This is a genomic window from Hyphomonas sp., from assembly GCF_013823385.1.
GTDB lineage: Bacteria > Pseudomonadota > Alphaproteobacteria > Caulobacterales > Hyphomonadaceae > Hyphomonas.
Map to the genome: position 1 here is coordinate 243,230 of NZ_PNMA01000001.1, position 19,323 is coordinate 262,552.

General features: G+C 64.8%; 16 protein-coding genes. 2 read left to right on the forward strand and 14 right to left on the reverse strand.

Going from position 1 to position 19,323, the window contains the following annotated elements; all coding sequences use genetic code 11:
* Positions 1-25: 25 nt before the first annotated feature.
* A complete protein-coding gene (gene ychF, locus C0456_RS01210) occupies positions 26-1,123 on the reverse strand; it encodes a redox-regulated ATPase YchF (RefSeq protein ID WP_291047530.1) in 1,098 nt (365 codons plus the stop codon).
* Between the two features lie 150 nt (positions 1,124-1,273).
* Between ychF and C0456_RS01215 the strand changes: the two genes are divergently transcribed.
* The gene (locus tag C0456_RS01215) at positions 1,274-2,209 is read left to right on the forward strand and encodes a hypothetical protein (protein ID WP_291047531.1); all 936 of its coding nucleotides are present in this window, start codon (positions 1,274-1,276) and stop codon (positions 2,207-2,209) included.
* 120 nt (positions 2,210-2,329) lie between these two features.
* Here C0456_RS01215 and C0456_RS01220 read toward each other — a convergent pair whose 3' ends face one another.
* The 8 genes from C0456_RS01220 to C0456_RS01255 all read right to left on the reverse strand — a co-directional run bounded on the left by C0456_RS01220 (position 2,330) and on the right by C0456_RS01255 (position 9,877).
* Positions 2,330-2,899: a hypothetical protein gene (locus tag C0456_RS01220; RefSeq protein WP_291047532.1), complete on the reverse strand. Its 570-nt coding sequence runs from the start codon at positions 2,897-2,899 to the stop codon at positions 2,330-2,332.
* Entirely contained in the window at positions 2,899-3,438 is a 540-nt protein-coding gene (locus tag C0456_RS01225; RefSeq protein ID WP_291047533.1) for a hypothetical protein, read from the reverse strand. The genes C0456_RS01220 and C0456_RS01225 overlap by 1 nt, the downstream gene beginning before the upstream one ends.
* A gap of 48 nt (positions 3,439-3,486) precedes the next feature.
* Positions 3,487-3,723: a F0F1 ATP synthase subunit C gene (locus tag C0456_RS01230; RefSeq protein WP_011646921.1), complete on the reverse strand. Its 237-nt coding sequence runs from the start codon at positions 3,721-3,723 to the stop codon at positions 3,487-3,489.
* Between the two features lie 118 nt (positions 3,724-3,841).
* On the reverse strand, positions 3,842-4,603 hold the full coding sequence (locus C0456_RS01235; RefSeq protein WP_367179187.1) for a F0F1 ATP synthase subunit A: 762 nt from the start codon (positions 4,601-4,603) through the stop codon (positions 3,842-3,844).
* 5 nt (positions 4,604-4,608) lie between these two features.
* On the reverse strand, positions 4,609-4,971 hold the full coding sequence (locus C0456_RS01240; RefSeq protein WP_291047535.1) for an AtpZ/AtpI family protein: 363 nt from the start codon (positions 4,969-4,971) through the stop codon (positions 4,609-4,611).
* A gap of 149 nt (positions 4,972-5,120) precedes the next feature.
* The gene (gene smc / locus C0456_RS01245; protein WP_291047536.1) at positions 5,121-8,582 is read right to left on the reverse strand and encodes a chromosome segregation protein SMC; all 3,462 of its coding nucleotides are present in this window, start codon (positions 8,580-8,582) and stop codon (positions 5,121-5,123) included.
* Between the two features lie 15 nt (positions 8,583-8,597).
* Entirely contained in the window at positions 8,598-9,269 is a 672-nt protein-coding gene (locus tag C0456_RS01250) for a thioredoxin domain-containing protein (RefSeq protein ID WP_291047539.1), read from the reverse strand.
* A 71-nt stretch (positions 9,270-9,340) separates the two neighbouring features.
* Positions 9,341-9,877, reverse strand: coding sequence for a DUF721 domain-containing protein (locus C0456_RS01255; RefSeq protein WP_291047540.1), 537 nt, complete (start codon positions 9,875-9,877; stop codon positions 9,341-9,343).
* Positions 9,878-9,922: 45 nt separating this feature from the next.
* Here C0456_RS01255 and mutY point away from each other — a divergent pair, with 45 nt between their 5' ends.
* Entirely contained in the window at positions 9,923-10,966 is a 1,044-nt protein-coding gene (gene mutY, locus C0456_RS01260; protein WP_291047541.1) for an A/G-specific adenine glycosylase, read from the forward strand.
* Here the strand turns inward: mutY and C0456_RS01265 are convergent.
* The 5 genes from C0456_RS01265 to C0456_RS01285 all read right to left on the reverse strand — a co-directional run bounded on the left by C0456_RS01265 (position 10,953) and on the right by C0456_RS01285 (position 19,245).
* A complete protein-coding gene (locus tag C0456_RS01265) occupies positions 10,953-11,588 on the reverse strand; it encodes a DUF1294 domain-containing protein (RefSeq protein WP_291047542.1) in 636 nt (211 codons plus the stop codon). The genes mutY and C0456_RS01265 overlap by 14 nt on opposite strands.
* Positions 11,585-12,692 (reverse strand): peptide chain release factor 2 gene (prfB, locus tag C0456_RS01270; protein ID WP_291047543.1). Its coding sequence is split into 2 segments (ribosomal slippage): positions 11,585-12,622 and positions 12,624-12,692, totalling 1,107 coding nucleotides; the frame shifts between segments, so codons are not numbered across the junction. The genes C0456_RS01265 and prfB overlap by 4 nt, the downstream gene beginning before the upstream one ends.
* Positions 12,693-12,785: 93 nt before the next feature.
* Positions 12,786-15,386: a penicillin-binding protein 1A gene (locus C0456_RS01275; RefSeq protein ID WP_291047544.1), complete on the reverse strand. Its 2,601-nt coding sequence runs from the start codon at positions 15,384-15,386 to the stop codon at positions 12,786-12,788.
* Between the two features lie 118 nt (positions 15,387-15,504).
* Positions 15,505-17,427: a tetratricopeptide repeat protein gene (locus C0456_RS01280; protein WP_291047545.1), complete on the reverse strand. Its 1,923-nt coding sequence runs from the start codon at positions 17,425-17,427 to the stop codon at positions 15,505-15,507.
* Positions 17,428-17,562: 135 nt separating this feature from the next.
* Complete coding sequence (locus tag C0456_RS01285) at positions 17,563-19,245, reverse strand: electron transfer flavoprotein-ubiquinone oxidoreductase (protein WP_291047546.1); 1,683 nt, start codon at positions 19,243-19,245, stop codon at positions 17,563-17,565.
* Between the last annotated feature and the right edge of the window lie 78 nt (positions 19,246-19,323).

The window sequence follows — 19,323 nt, forward strand, 5'->3', positions numbered from 1 at the left end:
TTTTCTTTGGGGGCCTGGCAGGGCGTCAGACGTTGAAGCGGAACAGCATCACATCGCCGTCCTGCACGACATATTCCTTGCCTTCAGAGCGCATCTTGCCCGCTTCCTTGGCGCCAACCTCACCGCCGCAGGCGACATAGTCGTCGAAGGCGATGGTCTCGGCGCGGATGAAGCCCTTTTCAAAGTCGCCATGGATCACACCAGCCGCCTTGGGGGCGGTCCAGCCCTTGTGGATGGTCCAGGCGCGGGCCTCCTTGGGGCCGGCGGTGAAATAGGTCTGCAGGCCCAGGAGCTCGTAGCCGGCGCGGATGAGGCGGGTGAGGCCGGGTTCTTCCAGGCCCAGGGTTTCGAGGAATTCCTTGCTCTCGGCTTCGTCCAGCATGGCAAGCTCGGATTCGATCTGGGCGGAGATGACGACGGCGATGGCGCCCTCCTGCTGGGCGCGCTCCTCGACCTTCTTGGAAAAGGCATTGCCGGTGGCAGCGCTTGCCTCGTCCACATTGGCCACAAACAGGATGGGCTTGGCGGTCAGCAGCTGGAGCATGTTCCAGGCCTTGAGATCGTCCGCAGGCACCTTCGCCTTGCGGGCCGGGCGGCCCTCTTTCAGCTCGTTCAGCGCCAGATCCATCAGCGCGACCTGCGCCTTGGCATCCTTGTCGCCGGAATTGGCCTTCTTGATGAGGTTCGCCTTGCGCTTTTCGAGGCTGTCCAGGTCGGCGAGCATCAGCTCGGTCTCGACCACTTCAAAGTCGGCAATCGGGTCCACCTTGCCGCGAACATGGGTGATGTCGTCATTCTCGAAGCAGCGCAGCACGTAGATGACGGCGTCCGTCTCGCGGATATTGGCGAGGAACTTGTTGCCGAGGCCTTCGCCCTGGCTTGCGCCTTCAACGAGGCCGGCAATATCCACGAAGTTCATGCGGGCCGGAATGATCTCCTTGGAGCCCGCCACCTGCGCCAGCTTGGTCAGGCGCGGCTCCGGCACGGCGACTTCGCCCACATTCGGCTCGATGGTGCAGAACGGGTAGTTGGCGGCCTGGGCGGCTGCCGTCTGGGTCAGAGCATTGAAAAGGGTGGACTTGCCGACATTCGGCAGGCCAACGATACCGCATTTGAAGCCCATGGGGCGAATACCTCTAAAATTCCTGAAAGGGCGCCTTAGCCCCTTTCGCTCCTGAAAAACAGGCACAAAAATCGCTAGGATGCAGCAGGGCTGGTGTTCAGGTGTTCTGCAGCTATCCTTAAGATCAGGCCTTATGCGAGGTAGAGTGCGATGAGTTATGACGTCTTTCTGGTGTCTGCTGTAGCAGACCGGGACATTGCCAAGCTGGTAGTGCGCCGGCTCCGGTCTCTGAAGTTCCGTGTGGCGTTCAATCAGAACCAGGTGGACGAGACGTTTGACCCCAAGGATGCCCGGGACGCGACCAATTCGCAGTCTGTGCTGGTGCTGTGGTCTGAAAATGCCGTGAAGAGCGACTGGGTGAGGGCGGCCGCTTCGGTGGGCAATTCCCGTCCCGGCACACTCATTCAGGCCGCGATTGACAAGACGATCCCCTACGAACCGTTCCGGCAGGAGAAGCGCTATCCCATCGAGGGCATGACGTCCCGCAAGACACCGGAAGGATTTTTCCAGTTAATTGAAGAACTTGGCCGCCGCGATGGCCGGACAGACCTGCGCCAGTGGCTGAGCTTTGGCGCCAAGGATGATGACAAGCGCGCGGACTGGATTGCCGCCCATCCGGCCGACCCGATTGCAGAGGACGCCCGCAAGAAGCGGGAGAAGGATCTGGGCATCAAGCCGGCGCCGGCGCGCGACGCAATCGGCGCAGCGGCCCTGGCGGCAGCTTCCCTCAAGACCAATGGCACCAAGGCGCCTCCCATGCCGATTGTGACGGCGCCTGTGGCCAGCGCGCTGCCCAATCCGCTGCAGGAGCTGGGGGCAGGCTGGGGCGCTGTGGCGTCCGTCTCTGCAGCGATTGTGGGGATGCTGGTGATGGCCTGGGTGTTCCGCTCGGAAAGCGCGCCAGAGCTGGCAGCGGCCTCCCATGCGATTGCCAATTCCCGGATGGCAACCGTGACCTGCCCGGCCGGAACAGTGCCGCGCTCCTTGCTTTCCGTGCTGGAAACCGGGCCGATCATTGATGATACGCAGCCGCAGATCATCGACGACACAACCGCGCCAGAAGCGGGCACAGACAGGCCCGAATAGGGACACGCGCGGACAGGGCGTGGACAAATCCGGACACTTTCGGACAATTCCGGACACTTCCAGACACAAAAAAGCCGCCCCCAGGGGCGGCTTTCTTTTGGCGCCAAGGCGCGGATGAGATCAGCTCAGAGCGCGTTCGATTTCGCGGGCAGCGGCCTCGAACTGGTCGACCGATTTCTCCTCGGCGAGGATGCGGCGGGCGGCAGCGGTGGCGGCGTCAGCGGCGGCGCGGCGAACCTCGCTGGCAGCTTCGGTCTCTGCGCGGGAGATGCGCGCAGCGGCCTGAGCTTCGCGGCGGGAGATCTTCTCGGCGAGGTCACGGCGGGCCTCCTCGAGCATCTCCTTGGCGTCGCGCTTGGCCTGTTCGATGATGGCTTCGGCTTCCTTGTCAGCGTCCTGAGCGCGGCGCTCGGCGAGCGCCAGGGCTTCAGCGGCCTGTTCGCGCAGGTTGGCCGCCTGTTCGAGTTCGGCGCGGATGGCCGCCGCGCGGTTATCCAGCCCGCCCAGAACGGCCTTGAAAGCACCCATGCGGGCGGCGATCAGCAGGAAGGTGACCATGCAGAGGAAGGCAACGAAGGTTACCGGGTCCTTTGCGGCATATGCCAGGCCGCCGACGAAACCGCCTTCGGAAGCGTGCGCCAGCGGCGCAGCGGCGAGGGCAGCGATCAGGAAAGAAGCTGTCTTCTTCATCATGCCTGTTCCAGAGCCGCCGAGACGGCCTTCTTGAGGTCTGCCGGGGAAGCCTTGACGCCAAGACGTGTGATCATGGCGTCAGCAGTTTCCACAGCAATCTGCTCGACATTCGTCATGGCATCGGCGCGCAGCTTGGAGATGCGGGCGTCAGCGGTTTCGAGCTTCTTGGCGAGGTCGGCGTCGACCCGTGCGGTTTCCGAAGCCAGTTCGGCTTCAGTCTTCTCACGGGCCTTTTCAGCCGTTTCGCGTGCCTTGGCGCGGGCCTGCGCCAGGCGCAGTTCCAGAGCCTTCTGGGCTTCAACGGCCTGATTGTTCAGGCGCGCTGCTTCGTCGAGATCGGAAGCGACGCGGTTGGCGCGCTTTTCGATCGTGTCCGACATCTTCGGCAGGATGAACCGGGACAGGGCGAGATAGAGCGCCGAGAACAGCACCGCGAGCCAGAACAGCTGGGACGGCATGTGCCAGGTTTCGAAGGGCGGGAAAGCCGCCGCTTCGCCGCCGTGGCCGGCAGTCTCAGCAAGGAAAGCGATCATCATGGCGTATATCTCCGTCGCGGGTCAGTACCTGCCGAATCCGGCGGATGATTAGGCGACGAACAGGATCAGGATGGCGATCAGCACCGAGAAGATACCCAGAGCTTCTGCGAGCGCCATACCGATGAAGAGGTTACCGGTCTGCTGCGGGGCAGCCGACGGGTTGCGCATGGCTGCGTCGAGGAAGCTGGCGAAGATGTTGCCCACGCCGAGGGCCGAACCGATCATGCCGAGCGTAGCAAGGCCAGCGCCGACATATTTCAGGCCGTCTGTGATGTTACCTTCCATCAGGTATCTCCTTTGAGGGAAAAGGGTTTAGGGGTATTTTGACGCCCGTGAAGCGTGTTCGCTAAGCGCCGTCAAGCAGTTTGATGCGGGGTATCGTGACGCACTCCCGCGGGGCCTCCTAGTGGGCGTCCGCGTGAAGTGCATCATTGAGATACACGCAGGTGAGAATGGCGAAGACATAGGCCTGAAGGCCGGCGACCAGGAATTCCAGCGCGTTGAGCGCCACGCCCATCGCAAAGGCCAGAGCCGCAACCGGAACATACACCGCGCCGGCGCCGATCAGCAGGACGGTGAAACCGGCAAACAGCTTCAGCATGATGTGGCCGGCCAGCATGTTTGCGAAGAGACGCAGGCCAAGGGTCAGCGGGCGGGCCAGGAAGGAGATGATCTCGATCGGCGTCAGGATCAGGTAGATCGGCAGCGGAGCGCCCGAGGGGGCGAACAGCTTGAAGAAGCCAAGGCCATTCTTCATCAGGCCCACCACGACAACCATCAGGATCACGAACAGGGCGAGGGCGCCGGTGACGATGATGTGGCTGGTGGTGGTGAACGCGTACGGCACCATGCCGATCATGTTCGCGAAGAAGATGAAGAAGAACAGGGTGAAGACGAAGGGGAAGAATTTCAGGCCTTCCTCACCGGCGGCGCTGCGCACCATGTCTGCGATGAAGCCATAGCCCATCTCGGCGACCGACTGGAGGCGCGAGGGCACCAGCTCTCCCTTGCGGGACGCCATGCCGAAGAAGGCGATGATCAGCACGACGCCGAGGAGCATGAAGCCCGAAGCGTTCGTGAACGAGATGTCGATATTCCCCAGGCGCAGATCGAGCCATTTGGTGACTTCGAACTGGTGGATCGGGTCAAGCGCGATGGCCGGCATCAGGTTCATGCGTCTTTCGTTCCGTCGTCGGGGGCCTTGTCCGGCCCCGGTGAAATCTTTTGAGCCCGAGCATTCAGCTCATGATAGGCCCGGATGACGGCGCGGATGCCGGCTGCGAGACCAAACATGCCCATCACCAGGAGACCCCAGGGATGGGTGCCGGCGAACTTGTCGATCCAGAAGCCCAGAAAGCCCCCGACAAAGACACTCGCGACAAATTCGATCCCGAAACGCAGCGCATACGCTCCGGCCGAGATGCTCACATCATCAGATGCCTGTTTCCGCCGTTTCGCAGCAGCCTTTGCCTCACGTTCTTCCAGCGCCTTCGCGATACGCTCGCTCAGATCATCTGGTTGTTCGCTCGACATGGGCCTTAGCGCTCCGTGTACGCGAATCCGCACCGATGGGGAGCCCCCCGGATTGCGGCGCAAACTATGGGCGCCCCCTTGGCAAGTCAACGGGGAATGGCAAAAGATATTGCTTTGATTTTATTTGGAAAAATAGTGCACATGGTGCGCTACTCCGCCGCAACGAGTTCTTCGGCTGCAGCAAGGTCCACCGAGACGAGCTTTGAGACGCCCTTTTCCCGCATCGTGACGCCGAAAAGCCGGTCCATCCGGCTCATGGTGACGGGGTTGTGGGTAATCACCACAAAACGGGTGTCGGTGCGCTGGCGCATTTCGTTGAGCATATTACAGAAACGGTCGACATTGGCGTCGTCCAGCGGGGCGTCCACCTCGTCCAGCACGCAGATCGGGGCCGGGCGGGAGAGGAACACGGCAAAGATCAGCGCCGAGGCCGTCAGCGCCTGCTCACCGCCGGACATGAGATTGAGCGTGCCGAGCTTCTTGCCGGGCGGCTGGGCGAAGATTTCGAGGCCGGCATTCAGCGGATCATCGGCATCGATCAGGCGGAGTTCGGCATTGCCGCCGCCAAAGAGCGCGGTGAACAGGGCCTTGAAATGCTCGTTGACGGCTTCAAACGCTTTCACCAGGCGCTCGCGGCCTTCGGCGTTGAGGGCTTCGACGCCCTGGCGCAGCTTGGCGATGGCGCCGGTGAGGTCGTCCCGCTCGGCAATCTGGACGCCGAGGCGCGCTTCCAGGTCTTCAGCTTCTTCCTCGGCATTCATGTTGACGCCGCCAAGCTGGTCGCGCTCACGGCGCAGCGTATCGAGGCGTGATTCGGCGTCGCGGGGGGTGAAGGCGCCCAGCGTGTCGGGGTCGAGGCCCGCCTCGGCGATAGCGAGCAGGCCTTCGGGGGTGCGTTGGAAGTTGTGGCGGGCGATTTCGACCGCTTCGGCGAGGCGCGCTTCGGCGTTTTCGAGCTTCACCTTCCAGCCGGCGAGTTCTTCCCGCGCCTGAGAGGCCGCAGCCGAGGCACGGCGGGCGGCGGCGTCAGCCTCGCGGATGGCCGCTTCCTTTACCGCGAGGGCGTCAGCGGCGGCTTTACGCGCAGTCTCGAAGGTTTCGAGTTCTCGGGAGAGGCCGGCGATTTCTTCGGTGAGGGCAGCGGGGCGTTCACGGGCGGTGAGGGCGGCGGCGGCGACATCGGCGCGGCGTTCCGTCAGGCGGGCGAGGCGCTCATCGGCGGCGGCAAGCCGCGTGGTCCAGCTGTCGAGATCACGCTGCAGGGCGGCGCGGCGGGCCGCGGCCTGCTCGCGGCCACGGGTGAGGTCGGTCAGGCGGCCGCGCGATTCGGTTTCGGCGGCGCGGGCACCGGTCAGCTCATTGCGGGCGGCGCTGAGGGCAGCTTCAAGGCTGGCTTCCTCATTGGCGGCCAGCGGTGTGGCAAAGGACATGGCCTCGGCAATGGCGGCCAGTTCGTTCTGGGCGCGGGTGAGGGCGTCGTTGCCGGTGTCCCGGCGCAGGCTGGCGCGTTCGGCGGCCTGGACTTCCTCGGCAGCGAAGGCGCGGGCGTCGCTGAGGGCTTTCTGGGCGGGGCCGACCAGCTGGCGGACATGGCGGAGGGTTTCCTCGGCCTGCTGGCGGGCCTTGCGGGCGACTTCCAGGGCTTGCGTGCGGCGGGTGAGCTCTGCCTGCTGAGGCGCGAGATCGGCGCGGGCGGCTTCGAGACGGGCCTGCTGTTCCAGCCGGGCCGCCGCGCTGACGGGAGCCTGGGGCGTGCGGGTGAAGCCATCCCAGCGCCAGAGGTGACCCTCGCGGGAGACAAGCCGCTGGCCGGGCTGGAGCTGCGCCATGAGACGGGCGCCGTCGGCTGGGCTGACGAGGCCGCATTGGGCAAGGCGGGCGGCAAGTTCGCCGGGGGCATCGACATAGGCCGAAAGCGCTTCGGCGCCGGCTGGCAGGTTGAGCGCGGCGACCGTGGCGCCGCCCCAATAGAGCGCGGCGGCCTTGTCGGTTGAAGCGGAGATGTCGTCGCCAAGGGCGGCGGCGACGGCCTTCTCATAGCCATCGCGGGTGCGGATACGTTCGACCACCGGCGGGGCGCTGGTGGCGGCATCGGCGCGGCGGAGCAGTTTCTCAAGGCCGGCGATCTCTGCTTCCAGGGCGCGGACATTGTGGCTGGCCTGTTCCTGGGGCGGCTGGGCAGCGGCTTCGGCGTCGCGGGCCCGCAGGATCTCGGCTTCGGCGAGTTCCACGGTGCGTTCAGCGTCGTTCAGCGCGGCTTCGGCCTCGGCCTCGGCATTCTTGGCCTGGCGGACGCGCAGGACGTGGATGGCGGCGTCTTCCAGGCCGGTCATCTCATTCCTGAGACGTTCGACTTCGGCGGTGAGCTGGGTCTTGCGGCGGGCCTGCTGGGCGGCAGTTTCCTCAGCCGCGCGGCGGCGGGCGCGCACTTCGGAGAGGCGGGCCTGGGCGTCATCTGCAGCTGATTCGGCCGCCGAGAGCCGCGCGCGGGCGGCGGCGAGGGCCTGCTGGGCCTCGGCTTCCAGCGCCTGATTGGTGGCGTCATCCTCGACCGGGAGGGCGCCCAGTTCGCTGCGGGCATGGGCAAGGGCGGCGTCTGCCTCGGCGCGGGCGGCGGTTTCGCGATCGAGGTCTTCGGTGAGGCGGGCGGCTTCAGCGTTGAGGCGCTGCTCGGCTTCGGCGGCGACGCGGTGTTCGGTCTCGAGTTTGGCGAGCGTGATGCGGGTTTGCGACAGGCGCCCGGCGGCGGCCATCTCGGCTTCCCGCAAGGGGGCGACGCCTTCGCCGGCCTCGATGCGGGCGCGCTCACACAGGGCATCCTCGCGGGAGAGATCCTCGACCTGACGCTTGCAGACTTCCAGCTGGGCGCGGGCGATTTCGGCGGTCTGGCGCGCATCGGCCCAGCGCAGATGCGCGAGCAGGGCTTCCAGGCCATGGATTTCTTCCGACAGGCGGCGATAGCGGCGTGCCTTGCCGGCCTGACGCTTGAGGCTGATGAGCTGGCGCTCCACCTCGGCGGAGACTTCGGCGAGGCGCTGGAGGTTGGCTTCGGCGGCGTCGAGCTTCAGTTCAGCCTCGTGGCGGCGCGTGTTGAGGCCCGCGATGCCGGCGGCTTCCTCAAGGATGCGGCGGCGGTTCTGGGGCTTGGAGCCGATCAGCTCGGAAATCTGGCCCTGGCGAACGAGCGCGGGGGAGTTGGCCCCGGTGGAGGCGTCGGCGAAGAGGAGCTGGATATCCTTGCCGCGCACGGTGCGGCCATTGATGCGGTAGCTGGAGCCGGCGCCGCGTTTCAGCTTGCGCTCGATCTCCAGCAGGTCTGCGCCGTTGAATTCGGGCGGGGCGGTGCGTTTGGAATTGTCGAGCACGAGGGTGACTTCAGCGGTCTCGCGCGCAGGGCGCGTAGAGGAGCCGGAGAAGATGAGATCGTCCATTTCGCCGCCGCGCATGGCCTTGGCGGAGTTTGCCCCCATGGCCCAGCGCAATGCTTCGAGCAGATTGGACTTGCCGCAGCCATTGGGGCCGACAATGCCTGTCAGCCCCGGCTCGATCGGGACAGTCTGCGGGTCAACGAACGACTTGAAGCCGGCGATGCGGAGTTCAGTTATCTGCATGCCGGGCCCTCATGGCTATTGCGCGCCTTTAGCGGCGAGCTTTGCCTCGATCTGTTTCACGAAGCCTTCAGCCGTCGTGTAGTCGCCCTGGAAATTCTGCTTCACGCCATCGATGATGAAGGTCGGCGTGCCCTCGACGCCCCATTTTTCGGACGTGGCGTAGACATCGGCGAGCTGTTTGCGGATGTCGCTGTTGGAGAGGCAGGCGTCGAACGCGGCCTTGTCGGCGATGCCATGGCGCTGGCCAATGGCGCCGAGCGTGGTTTTCACCACGCCGTTCTGGGCGGCGTAGCGGACGCCATCCTGATTGGCGAAGAGATCGTCGAGCACGTCGAAGAACTTGTCCTCGCCGGCGCAGCGGGCCATCGCATAGGCGGCCACGTCGATCTCGTTCAGCGGGTATTCGCGGAAGACGAACTTCACCTTGCCGGTGGAGATGAACTTCTCTTCGAGGGCCGGCTTCACATTGTCATGGAAGTATTTGCAGGCCGGGCAGGTGGGCGAGGCGTATTCGATAATCGTCAGCGGGGCGTCCACATTGCCCTTCACATGGCCGAGTTCGCCATCTGCATTGACGGCGGCGCCAGCCTTTTCGGCGGAGGATGTGCCCCCGCCCGCCGCGCCACAGGCAACAAGTGCCAGGGCGGAGAACGCCACTGCTGCGAAACGCCGGGAATTGGTGAGCATGATCATAAGCCTCGCGTTAAGGAATGAGTCGCGCCGGTTTCAAAACGGTTAACCAGCCGGGGCGATCCTGTTTACTCTGTGGCGGATAGCACAGCCTCGCCCAGCGCAACAATTGCCGCGCGCAGACGCGGATTGCCGATGGGCTCTGCATGGGCGGCGACTTCGGCCTTCTCGGCCTGGGTAAGGGCGCGCGACCGGCGCCGGAATTCACTCGGACCGGTGCGGCGGACCTGGCCCTGGACGATGCGGATGGAGGTGATGTCTCCGCCGGCTGCCACCGAGACGCGCTGGCGGATGATCTCCGACTGGTGCTGGATCATCGGGGCAGCCTGGGGCACCACCATCAGCGTGAGGATGCGGCCCTCTTTCGACGCGGTGATCTTCTCCGGCTGGCACCAGCGCCAGATCTGCTCGCCGACAATCTGGCGCCAGTTGATCTGGATCTGCTTCAGCGGCGGCAGCTTGGCCGTGCCCGCCTTGCGGCCCACGCGCTCTGCCATCAGCCCCAGCGGCTTCATCGGCGCGCGAACGGGCCGGGCGCGCGAATAACGCAGCTTCACCTGCGCGCGCGCTTCTGCAATGGGATCAAGGCTCGTAAACTGGACCATGAGCGGCACATTGCCCGGCTTCGGGCATCAGGGGAAGTTACACGCGTGACCCGGAGATCAGATTTCCGTGAACTGCCGGCCCGGCTGCTCGCCTGGTTTGACCGGCATGCCCGCATGCTGCCCTGGCGGGCGCCGATGGGCATGGCGCGCGATCCCTACCGGGTGTGGCTGGCCGAGATCATGCTGCAGCAGACAACCGTGCCCCATGCCGCGCCGTATTTCGAGGCCTTCACCCGGCGCTGGCCGCGTGTGGAAGACCTGGCGGCGGCGCCCGAGGATGAGGTGATGCGTGCCTGGGCGGGGCTTGGCTATTATGCGCGGGCGCGCAACCTGCTGAAATGCGCGCGCGAAGTGGCCGCGCGAGGCGGCTTTCCGGAAACCTCTGAGGGGTTGCGCGAGCTGCCGGGGATCGGTCCTTATACCGCTGGCGCCATCGCCGCGATTGCCTTTGGCGAGCGCTCTGCGGCCGTGGACGGCAATGTGGACCGGGTGTTTGCCCGGCTGATGGCCCTCAAAGGAGAGTGGGCCGAAGAGAAGAAAAAGATCGCAGCCGAGGTAGCGCGGCTGGTTCCCAAGGAGCGGCCGGGAGACTTTGCCGAGGCGCTGATGGATCTTGGCGCGACAGTCTGCACGCCCACCGCGCCCAACTGCATGATCTGCCCCCTGACGGATATGTGTGCGGGGCGGGCCGAAGGGGCGCCGGAGCGGTATCCGGTGAAGCCTGCCAAGGTGGCCAAGCCCGTGCGCTATGGCCATGCCTGGGTATATCGCCGGCGCGGCAAGGTGTGGCTGGTGCGCCGCCCGCCGGAGGGGCTGCTGGGGGGGATGCTGGCCTTGCCGTCTGCCAGCTGGCAGGAGGGGGCGCCGCCCGCAGCAGACCCGCCTTCGCCCGCCGATTGGGAAGCATTGGGCGAAGTGCGCCATGTGTTCACGCATTTCACGCTGCGCCTCAGCGTGTGGCAGGCAGAAACCGCGCGCAATCCGGCAGGCGAGGGGATGTGGGCCGATCCGGAGGAAGAGACGGGGCTGCCGACCGTGTTTGCCAAGGCGCTGGCGCTGGCAACGGGCGGAAAGGTCAGGCGCCGGTGAAGGCGGCGATCTGGACGAAGGCGGCCATGTTGATGGCTACGCTCATCCAGAACAGTGTACGGAAGGCCAGCTTCTTCGTCTTGTGACGGAAGATCTCCTGGGCGAGGATGGCGCCGGGCCATCCGCCCGCCAGGCCGATCATCAGCAGGATGGTTTCGGAGACCCGCCACTGATTGTTTTCGGCTGCCCGTTTATCCAAGGCGTAGCCGATGAAGGTGACCGCGCTGGCAATGCCGTAAACGGCAAACCAGAGCGGGGATATCTGCGTAGTGAGGGCGACAGCCGTGGCAATAAAAAGGAATGCCGGAATGACCATCAGGCGCGGGCCGCGACCAGCTATCTTTTTCCAGAGGGGAACCTTCGGCGGAGCGGGGCGCACCGGGCGAATGTCGCTCGCCCGCACGCGGCCCTTCTCGTCCGTTGTTGCCGTATAGGTATAGAGGTGGCCCTCTTCGATGTGACGATCATCCTTCGCAAAAGCGTGAACGTGCGCGAAGGCGTCAGGACCACCCGCTACAGGGATGAGGAATCCGAATCCGCGGTCTCCGTTCCAGCGAATAAGCCGGCCCTCCAGGCGGATGGGCTGGCTGTCTCTGGAAGGAGGCTCCGCACCCTTGGTCACGCATCCTGATCCTTGTTGACCGATGCGGCGAGCGCGGCAGACAGGAACCGGTCGATATCGCCATCGAGCACGCCGGAGGTGTCGGAAGTTTCGACTTCCGTGCGCAAATCCTTGACCATCTGGTAGGGCTGGAGAACGTAAGAGCGGATCTGGTGGCCGAAGCCGATGGCGCTCTTGTCTGCATACTGAGCGTCGGCCACAGCCTTGCGTTTCTGTAGTTCCAGCTCATACAGCTTGGAGCGCAGCATCCGCCAGGCTTCATCGCGGTTCTGGTGCTGGGAGCGGCCGCTCTGGCACTGGACCACGGTGTTGGTGGGGATGTGCGTCAGGCGGACGGCCGAGTCTGTCCGGTTGACGTGCTGGCCACCGGCGCCGGACGCGCGGTATGTATCTGTACGAACGTCTGACGGGTTGATCTCGACATCGATCTTGTCATCGATGACGGGCGATACCGCGACCGAGGAGAAGGAGGTGTGCCGGCGGGCAGAAGAGTCGAACGGGGAGATTCGCACCAGACGGTGGACGCCCTGTTCGGATTTCAGCCAGCCATAGGCATTCTCGCCCTTGATCTGCAGGGTGGCGGACTTGATGCCCGCCTCTTCCCCTTCGCGCTCGTCCAGAAGTTCGACCGTGTAGCCGCGCTTTTCGGCCCAGCGGACATACATGCGGCGCAGGATGGAGGCCCAGTCCTGGCTTTCGGTGCCGCCTTCGCCGGCATTGATCTGCAGGTAGCAGTCATTGCCGTCTGCCTCTCCCGAGAGGAGGGCGGCGAGTTCGGCTTCGGCCGCGCGCGCGGCGGAGCGGCGCAGGGTGGATTCCAGATCGGCCAGCATCCCGGTATCGCCCTCGGCGAGTTCCATCAGCTCGGGCGCGTCGGCGATGTCTTTTTCCAGCGTCTGCACCAGGGCGATGCCGTCAGCGAGCTTCTGGCGCTCGCGCATCATGGCCTGGGCTTCCTGCGGATCGTCCCAGAAATCCGGGCGCTCGGAAAGGGCGGTCAGCTCATCAAGGCGTTTGGTGGCTGTATCCCAGTCAAAGACGCCTCCGTAGCAAGGTGGCGGACTGGCGGATCTGATCGATCAGCGAACGAATTTCTGCGGACATGATGAACCTCGTGTAATCTTGGATAGAAAGAAGCAAGCGTTTGCAGCCCCTATAACCGGGCTGCCGCATGGGGTCAAAGTTGCTACTGTTACGTTAGAAAACGTCGCCCAGATCAGCGTCTGCCGTGTCGTCTTCGTGGGGAGAGACCGGATCGCGCGACGGGCCGCAGGAACCGGAGATCGACAGGCAGTCATCGGCGCCGTTGAAGGCCGTCAGGCCCGGCTCGGTGCCGGGGCGGAAGGCTTCATCGATGACCACTGCCGTGCCGGGCGTTGCCAGGGCGCCGGTGCGCGCATCGATCTTCACGAGACGGACGCCGGGCGGGATACGGAACGGCGTGGGCGGTTCCTTCTCCAGCGCTTTCTCCATGAAATCGGTGAAGATCGGCACGGCCACCGAACCGCCGGCCTCGCCTTCGCCGAGCGAGCGGTTGTCGTCGAAGCCGATACGGATGCCGACCACGAGATCGGGCGAGAAGCCGACGAAGATGGCGTCGCGGTAGTCGTCCGTCGTACCCGTCTTGCCGGCGAGCGGCTTGCCGACGCGCAGCGCCCGGCGGGCAGTGCCGCGCTCCACCACGCCTTCGAGCATATGGGTGACCTGATAGGCGACGATGGGATCGAGCACCTGCTGGCGCGTGTCGGGCAGGGCCGGCGGCTCGCCGCCATTCCAGTCGTCGACATTGCAGCCTTCGCAGGCGCGTGTGTCATGCTTGTAGAGGGTGCGGCCATAGCGGTCCTGCACGCGGTCCAGCAGCGTCGGCGTGACGAGGCGGCCGCCATTGACGAAGGCGGCGTAGCCCCGTGTGAGGTCGAGCATTGTCGTGTCGCCGGCGCCGAGCGACATGGCGGCATAGGGCGGCAGTTTCTGGTAGACGCCGAGACGTTCGGAAAGGTCTGACACCGCCGGCATGCCGATATCCTGCGCGACGCGGGCGGTGACCATGTTGAGCGATTTTTCCAGCGCCACACGCATGGTGACCATGCCGGAAGACTGGCCGGCGGTGTAGTTTTTCGGGGTCCAGTATTTCTGGGTCGACACGTCGTACGAGACGAAGGGCGCGTCCAGCATGCGGCTGGCGGGGGTGTAGCCCTTTTCCAGCGCGGCGGCATAGACGAAGGGCTTGAAGCTGGAGCCCGGCTGGCGCTTTGCCTGGGTGACGCGGTTGAAGCTGGACTTGAAGAAGGAATAGCCCCCCTGCATCGCCAGAATGCGGCCCGTATGCGGGTCGAGCGCGATCAGCGAGCCATCCACTTCGGGCACCTGGCGGAGCGTGGCATTGCCGACGGGCACCATGACAGGCTGAAGCGGCGCGGCTTCTTCGGCGGCTTCGCCGCCTTCGCCTTCAGTGGTTTCGGCTGCTGCGGTGGTTGCGCCGTCCTTGGAGGGCTCCCGCCTGAATTCGGCGAGGATGACATAGCCCGCCTGAAGGCCGGGCTTGCCTTCGGCCGGCTTGTAGGTGGCGGCCCATTTCACTTCTTCGGCGGGCATCTTGATGCTGGCGCCATCGGTCAGCAGCAGCTCGGCGCCATTGGCCGAAACCGAGGTGACCAGCGCGGCTTCCCAGGTGCCGTAACCGCCGGGCAGTTCAACTTCCTTGAGGGCGGCGGCAGCGTTCTCGTCCACCGGCAGCGTGGCCAGGGGGCCGCGCCAGCCATGGCGGCGGTCATAGGCGACGAGGCCGTTCTGAAGGGCCTGCTGGGCGGCAAGCTGCAGGCGGGTATCGATGGTGGAGCGGATCGAGAGGCCGCCCTGTTCCAGCGTGTCCTCACCATAGGTCTTGATCAGTTCACGGCGCAGTTCCTGCACGAAATAGGTGGCGGCGGCATATTCCGGCCCGCGCAGGCGGCGCGTGGTGGTCAGCGGGCGTTCGCGCGCTTCGGCGGCTTCTTCCCGCGTGATGTAGCCATCCTCGACCATGCGGCCGAGCACATAGTTGCGGCGCTCCAGCAGGCGGTCCGGGTTGGTGTAGGGGTTTACCGCAGACGGCGCCTTGGCCAGCGAGGCCAGGATGGCGGCTTCCGACAGGTCGAGCTCCGGCAGGGACTTGTTGAAATAGTTCAGCGCGGCAGAGGCGACGCCATAGGACTGGCCGCCCAGATAGATTTCGTTGAGGTAGAGTTCGAGGATCTGCTCCTTCGTGAACTCCTTCTCCATGCGCTGAGCAACGATGGCTTCCTTGGCCTTGCGCTCAATGTTCTGGTCGCGCGTCAGCAGCATGTTCTTGGCAACCTGCTGGGTGATGGTCGAGCCACCCTGCATGCCGCCGGAACCGGTGATCTTGTTCTTGGCCGTGTTGATGCCGCCGCGGGCGATGCCGGCATAGTCGAGGCCGTCATGGGTGAAGAAGTTCTTGTCTTCGGCCGCCACGAAAGCCTGGATCACATGTTCGGGCATCGATTCGTAGGGCACGAACACGCGGTGCTGGCTGGCAAATTCAGCGATCAGAGCGCCATCGCCGCCGTGAACCCGCGAGGTGATCGGCGGTTCATACTGCTTCAGCTTGGCAATCGAGGGTACATCCCGGCCGAGCGCCGCGAAATAGACCCAGACCACAATGATGCCGATGACCCCGAGCACCAGGCCAAGCACGGCCAGGCGGCGCAGCCATTTCCACAGGCCGGCATACTTGCCGGGTTCCCGGTAGGGATCAGGCTTCCGCGAGGGTTGGAAGGTCGGGGGGGCATCTGTCATCTGCAAACCTTGCGGCGAATCGTGGACCTGCGGCCACAGTCTACTCTACGTGCGAGCGAGGTCGCACGCATTTCCGGCTATACTAAGGCGCGCCGGTGGCGGGCAAAAGGGGCCGCTGTCAGATGTCGCGGCGGTTGATCTCGCCGTCATCGATCCGGATTTCCGGCAACGGCTTCTTCTGCGGGGCCGGCGTGGTGAGGCCCTCGGCCAGCTTTTGGGCGATGGCGTTGCGCTCCATCTGGGGCGGATGATTGTCGAGCGCGGTCTGCCAGGCCGTGCGCGCCTCGTCCTCTTTGCCCTGATGCCAGTAGATGTCGCCCAGATGGTCCTCGATTTCCCAGTGCCGGTGGGGCAGCAAATCTTGCCGCGAGCCTTCGATCAGGCGCTGCGCCCGGTCGAGATCGCCATACTGGTAAAGCGCCCAGCCGAAGGAATCGGCGATATAGGGATCGCTCTCGGCCAGCAGCATGGCGCGGGCCAGGACCTTATAGCCCTCATCGACACGATCAGTCCGCGTGACGAGGAAATAGCCGAGGGAATTCAACGTGTAAGGATCATTCGGACGCGCCAGCCGCTCGCTGCGCAGGATCACGAGCGCGTCATTTACCCGGCCTTCGCGGCCGAGCAGGTCTGCCAGCGTCATCCGGCGCTCATGCGTATCGTCCAGCCGGCGGGCCTCTTCGGCATGGCTCACGGCCTGCCGGATTTCCCCGAAATGATTGTAGAGGGAGCTCGCCAGCGCATTGGCGGCGGCCTGTTCGGCCGGATTGCCGGCCAGCTGCATCAGCTCCGGCAGCAGCTTCATGGCTTTCTCGCGGTCGTTCAGCAGGGCGCTGAGCTGCAGCGCGCCATAAAGGGTCTGCAGCTTCTGATCGTCGCTGGAAAGGCTCAGCGCCCTGGAAATGGCGGCGCGGGCTTCTGCTTCATGGTCCGACATGATCAGCGCCTGAGCGGCAGATATCTGCAGGGCAGGCGTGGTTTCCGGCGCGGCCAGGGCGACATGCGCGGCGCCTTCATACAGGGCCTGCTCGTAGAGGGCATCGACCACGCCGCTGCGCACCGCTTCATTGGAGGGATCAATCACCAGGGTGACAAGATCGAAGCTGGCCCGTTCCGTGTCGAGCCCGCCCAGATCGCGGCCGGAGAGCGCGGCGGTGATATAGCGCTGCTGCTGCAGCGCGGTGGCGACATCCGACAGGGATTGCGAAAAGCCGGTGATGAAGGTGAGGGGCTTGTTGTCGAGGTTCTTGCCGGTTTCGAGGCTTTCGATGGCGGCGGCGTAGCTGGTGGCCCGTTCAGGCTCGGCGGCGGCAAGCTGTTCGTAGACGGCCTTGGCCTCGTCGATACGGCCCAGCCGCTGCAACAGCAGCGCATGGCGCACGACCACCGTGCTGACATGCTGGAACACGAGGCTGCGCGGGTCGAACTCGTGTTCGGGGGCCTCAATCCGGGAAGGCGTCAGCGCTTCATAGACGGCGAGGGCTTCGTCCGTGCGGCCGGCGGCTTCCAGCAGGGCGGCCAGCGACAGGTCTGCCGTGATGCCGGGCATGCTGCCGGCCACATCGCGGTGGCGCTCGATGGCGGCGTCGCCCCTGCCTTCCAGAGCCATTAGCCAGGCATCGAGCCAGAGATAAAAGCCCGGCAGATCCGCCTCGATTTCCGGGTCACCTGTAAGGCCGAGATAGCTGCGGGCGCCGGCAAAGTCGCCATCTGCGGCGCGGTCCAGCGCGAGATAGGCATTGGCGAAATTATCAGCGTCCCGCTCATCCTGGGGCAGGGCCGCCAGCAAGATCAGCAGGCCAGCGGTGTCGCCCGCGCCGATGGCGTCTTCGGCGCTCGCATAGGTTGCGGGTGTGCCGGTTGCGTCTCTCACGGCGGTCGCCTGCGCAGCGGCGGAAAGCCGGGTGGGCGCGCTGGGGGTAACGGCTGCGGCCCCATCCTGCTGCGGCGGCGCCAGATGCGGGATGTTGGCGCAGGCGGCCGGGGACAAGGCCAGCAGAACGGCAAGAATACCAGCCGGGACGCGGGAGGTGTCGAGCATGGGGATTCGCTCACTCCTGAATGGGAACGCTCAGTCAAGCAGTCCCTTGGGGCAAGAGCAAGGCGGGCGCAACTCTAATGACGGTAAGGTGACTGCGCCGCCCTGAATGAGGGCGGCGCAGCGGAATTTCTCAGATCAGGTGTTGGAATAGGCGGGACCGCCGCCGCCTTCCGGAACCGTCCAGTTGATGTTCTGGTTGGGATCCTTGATGTCGCAGGTCTTGCAGTGGATGCAGTTCTGCGAGTTGATCTGGAAGCGCATCGCGCCGCCATCTTCCTTCACCCATTCGTAAACCCCGGCCGGGCAGTAGCGCGCCGAGGGGCCCGCATACACGTCGTATTCGGACGATTTCTGCAGGGCGAGGTCCGCCACCTTCAGGTGAACCGGTTGGTCTTCCTCGTGATAGGTGTTGGTGAAGGACACGTTGGTCAGCTTGTCGAAGCTCAGCACGCCGTCCGGGCGGGGATAGTCGATCGGCTTGAAGTCCTTGGCCGGTTTCAGCGCCGCCGCATCGGTCTTGCCATGGCTGAGCGTGCCGAAGAAGGAGAAGCCGCCGAGCAGGCTGGTGACCCACATGTCCATGCCGCCAATCGGAATGCCGAGCGCGGTGCCGAGTTTCGACCAGAGCGGTTTCATGTTCCGGACGGTTTTCAGCTCCTTATAGACCGAGGAGCCCTGATAGGCTTCTTCATAGCCCTCTAGCGTATCGCCCGCACGGCCCGCACGGATGGCCTCGATGGCCGCTTCTGCGCCCATCATGCCGGTGAGGATGGCGTTGTGGCTGCCCTTGATGCGGGGCACGTTGACGAAGCCTGCGCCGCACCCGATCAGCGCGCCGCCCGGGAAGGCGAGCTTGGGCACGGACTGGAAACCGCCCTCAGTGATTGCGCGGGCGCCATAGGCCACCCGCTTGCCGCCCTTCAGGAAGGGGGCGACCGAGTCATGGTGCTTGAAGCGCTGGAACTCGTCATAGGGCGAGATGTAGGGGTTGGCGTAGTTCAGGTGGACCACGAAGCCGACGGTGATGAAGGGCTCGCCATTGTCGCGGAAGTGGTAGAGGAAGCTGCCACCGCCGGTCTTGTTGTCGAGCGGCCAGCCCATCGTATGCTGGACATAGCCTTCCTTGAAATTCTCTTCCGGAACCGACCAGACCTCTTTGAGGCCGATGCCGTATTTCTGCGGGTCGCGGCCTTCATCGAGGTTGAACTTCTTGATCAGCTGTTTGGTCAGCGAGCCACGCGCGCCTTCGGCGAAGAGCACGTATTTGCCGAGCAGTTCCATGCCGGGCTGGTAGTCGTCCTTGGGCTGGCCATCGGCGCCGATACCCATGACACCGGCGACGATGCCTTTGACCGCGCCCTTGTCGTCATAGACCAGTTCCGAGGCGGCAAAGCCGGGGAACACTTCCACGCCGAGCTTTTCCGCTTCCGCGCCGAGCCAGCGGGTGACGTTGGCCAGCGAGCCGGTAAAGTTGCCATGGTTCTTCATGAAGGGCGGCATCGGCAGCCAGGAGATATCAGCCGCGCCGCTGGGGCCGAGGAAGATGAACTTGTCATCCGTCACTTCGGTTTTCAGCGGCCGGTCATCGCGCGTCCGCCAGTCGGGAATCAGCTGATCGAGGCCGACGGGGTCCATAACCACACCGGACAGGATATGCGCGCCGATTTCGCCGCCTTTTTCGATGACAACGACCGAAAGGTCTTCACCGGCTTCATTTGCGAGCTGTTTGAACCGGATCGCAGCGGACAGGCCTGCGGGGCCGCCACCAACGATAACCAGGTCGAACTCCATCGACTCGCGCTCAGGGGTCTCCGCCATAAGCTGCTCCTTGTTTGCGCTTTGCGCTTTATGTCTGTATCCCGGGTAGCACTTACAGCCTGTTTCCCGAAGGTCCAG

What these genes read in the sequence shown, in the direction of transcription:
- C0456_RS01255 (WP_291047540.1), bottom strand. Translation starts at nt 9,877, where the DNA reads ATGGTCCAGTTTACGAGCCTTGATCCCATTGCAGAAGCGCGCGCGCAG.
- C0456_RS01285 (WP_291047546.1), bottom strand. Translation starts at nt 19,245, where the DNA reads ATGGCGGAGACCCCTGAGCGCGAGTCGATGGAGTTCGACCTGGTTATC.
- C0456_RS01220 (WP_291047532.1), bottom strand. Translation starts at nt 2,899, where the DNA reads ATGAAGAAGACAGCTTCTTTCCTGATCGCTGCCCTCGCCGCTGCGCCG.
- C0456_RS01230 (WP_011646921.1), bottom strand. Translation starts at nt 3,723, where the DNA reads ATGGAAGGTAACATCACAGACGGCCTGAAATATGTCGGCGCTGGCCTT.
- C0456_RS01235 (WP_367179187.1), bottom strand. Translation starts at nt 4,603, where the DNA reads ATGCCGGCCATCGCGCTTGACCCGATCCACCAGTTCGAAGTCACCAAA.
- C0456_RS01275 (WP_291047544.1), bottom strand. Translation starts at nt 15,386, where the DNA reads ATGACAGATGCCCCCCCGACCTTCCAACCCTCGCGGAAGCCTGATCCC.
- C0456_RS01250 (WP_291047539.1), bottom strand. Translation starts at nt 9,269, where the DNA reads ATGCTCACCAATTCCCGGCGTTTCGCAGCAGTGGCGTTCTCCGCCCTG.
- smc (WP_291047536.1), bottom strand. Translation starts at nt 8,582, where the DNA reads ATGCAGATAACTGAACTCCGCATCGCCGGCTTCAAGTCGTTCGTTGAC.
- ychF (WP_291047530.1), bottom strand. Translation starts at nt 1,123, where the DNA reads ATGGGCTTCAAATGCGGTATCGTTGGCCTGCCGAATGTCGGCAAGTCC.
- C0456_RS01225 (WP_291047533.1), bottom strand. Translation starts at nt 3,438, where the DNA reads ATGATGATCGCTTTCCTTGCTGAGACTGCCGGCCACGGCGGCGAAGCG.
- C0456_RS01215 (WP_291047531.1), top strand. Translation starts at nt 1,274, where the DNA reads ATGAGTTATGACGTCTTTCTGGTGTCTGCTGTAGCAGACCGGGACATT.
- C0456_RS01240 (WP_291047535.1), bottom strand. Translation starts at nt 4,971, where the DNA reads ATGTCGAGCGAACAACCAGATGATCTGAGCGAGCGTATCGCGAAGGCG.
- C0456_RS01280 (WP_291047545.1), bottom strand. Translation starts at nt 17,427, where the DNA reads ATGCTCGACACCTCCCGCGTCCCGGCTGGTATTCTTGCCGTTCTGCTG.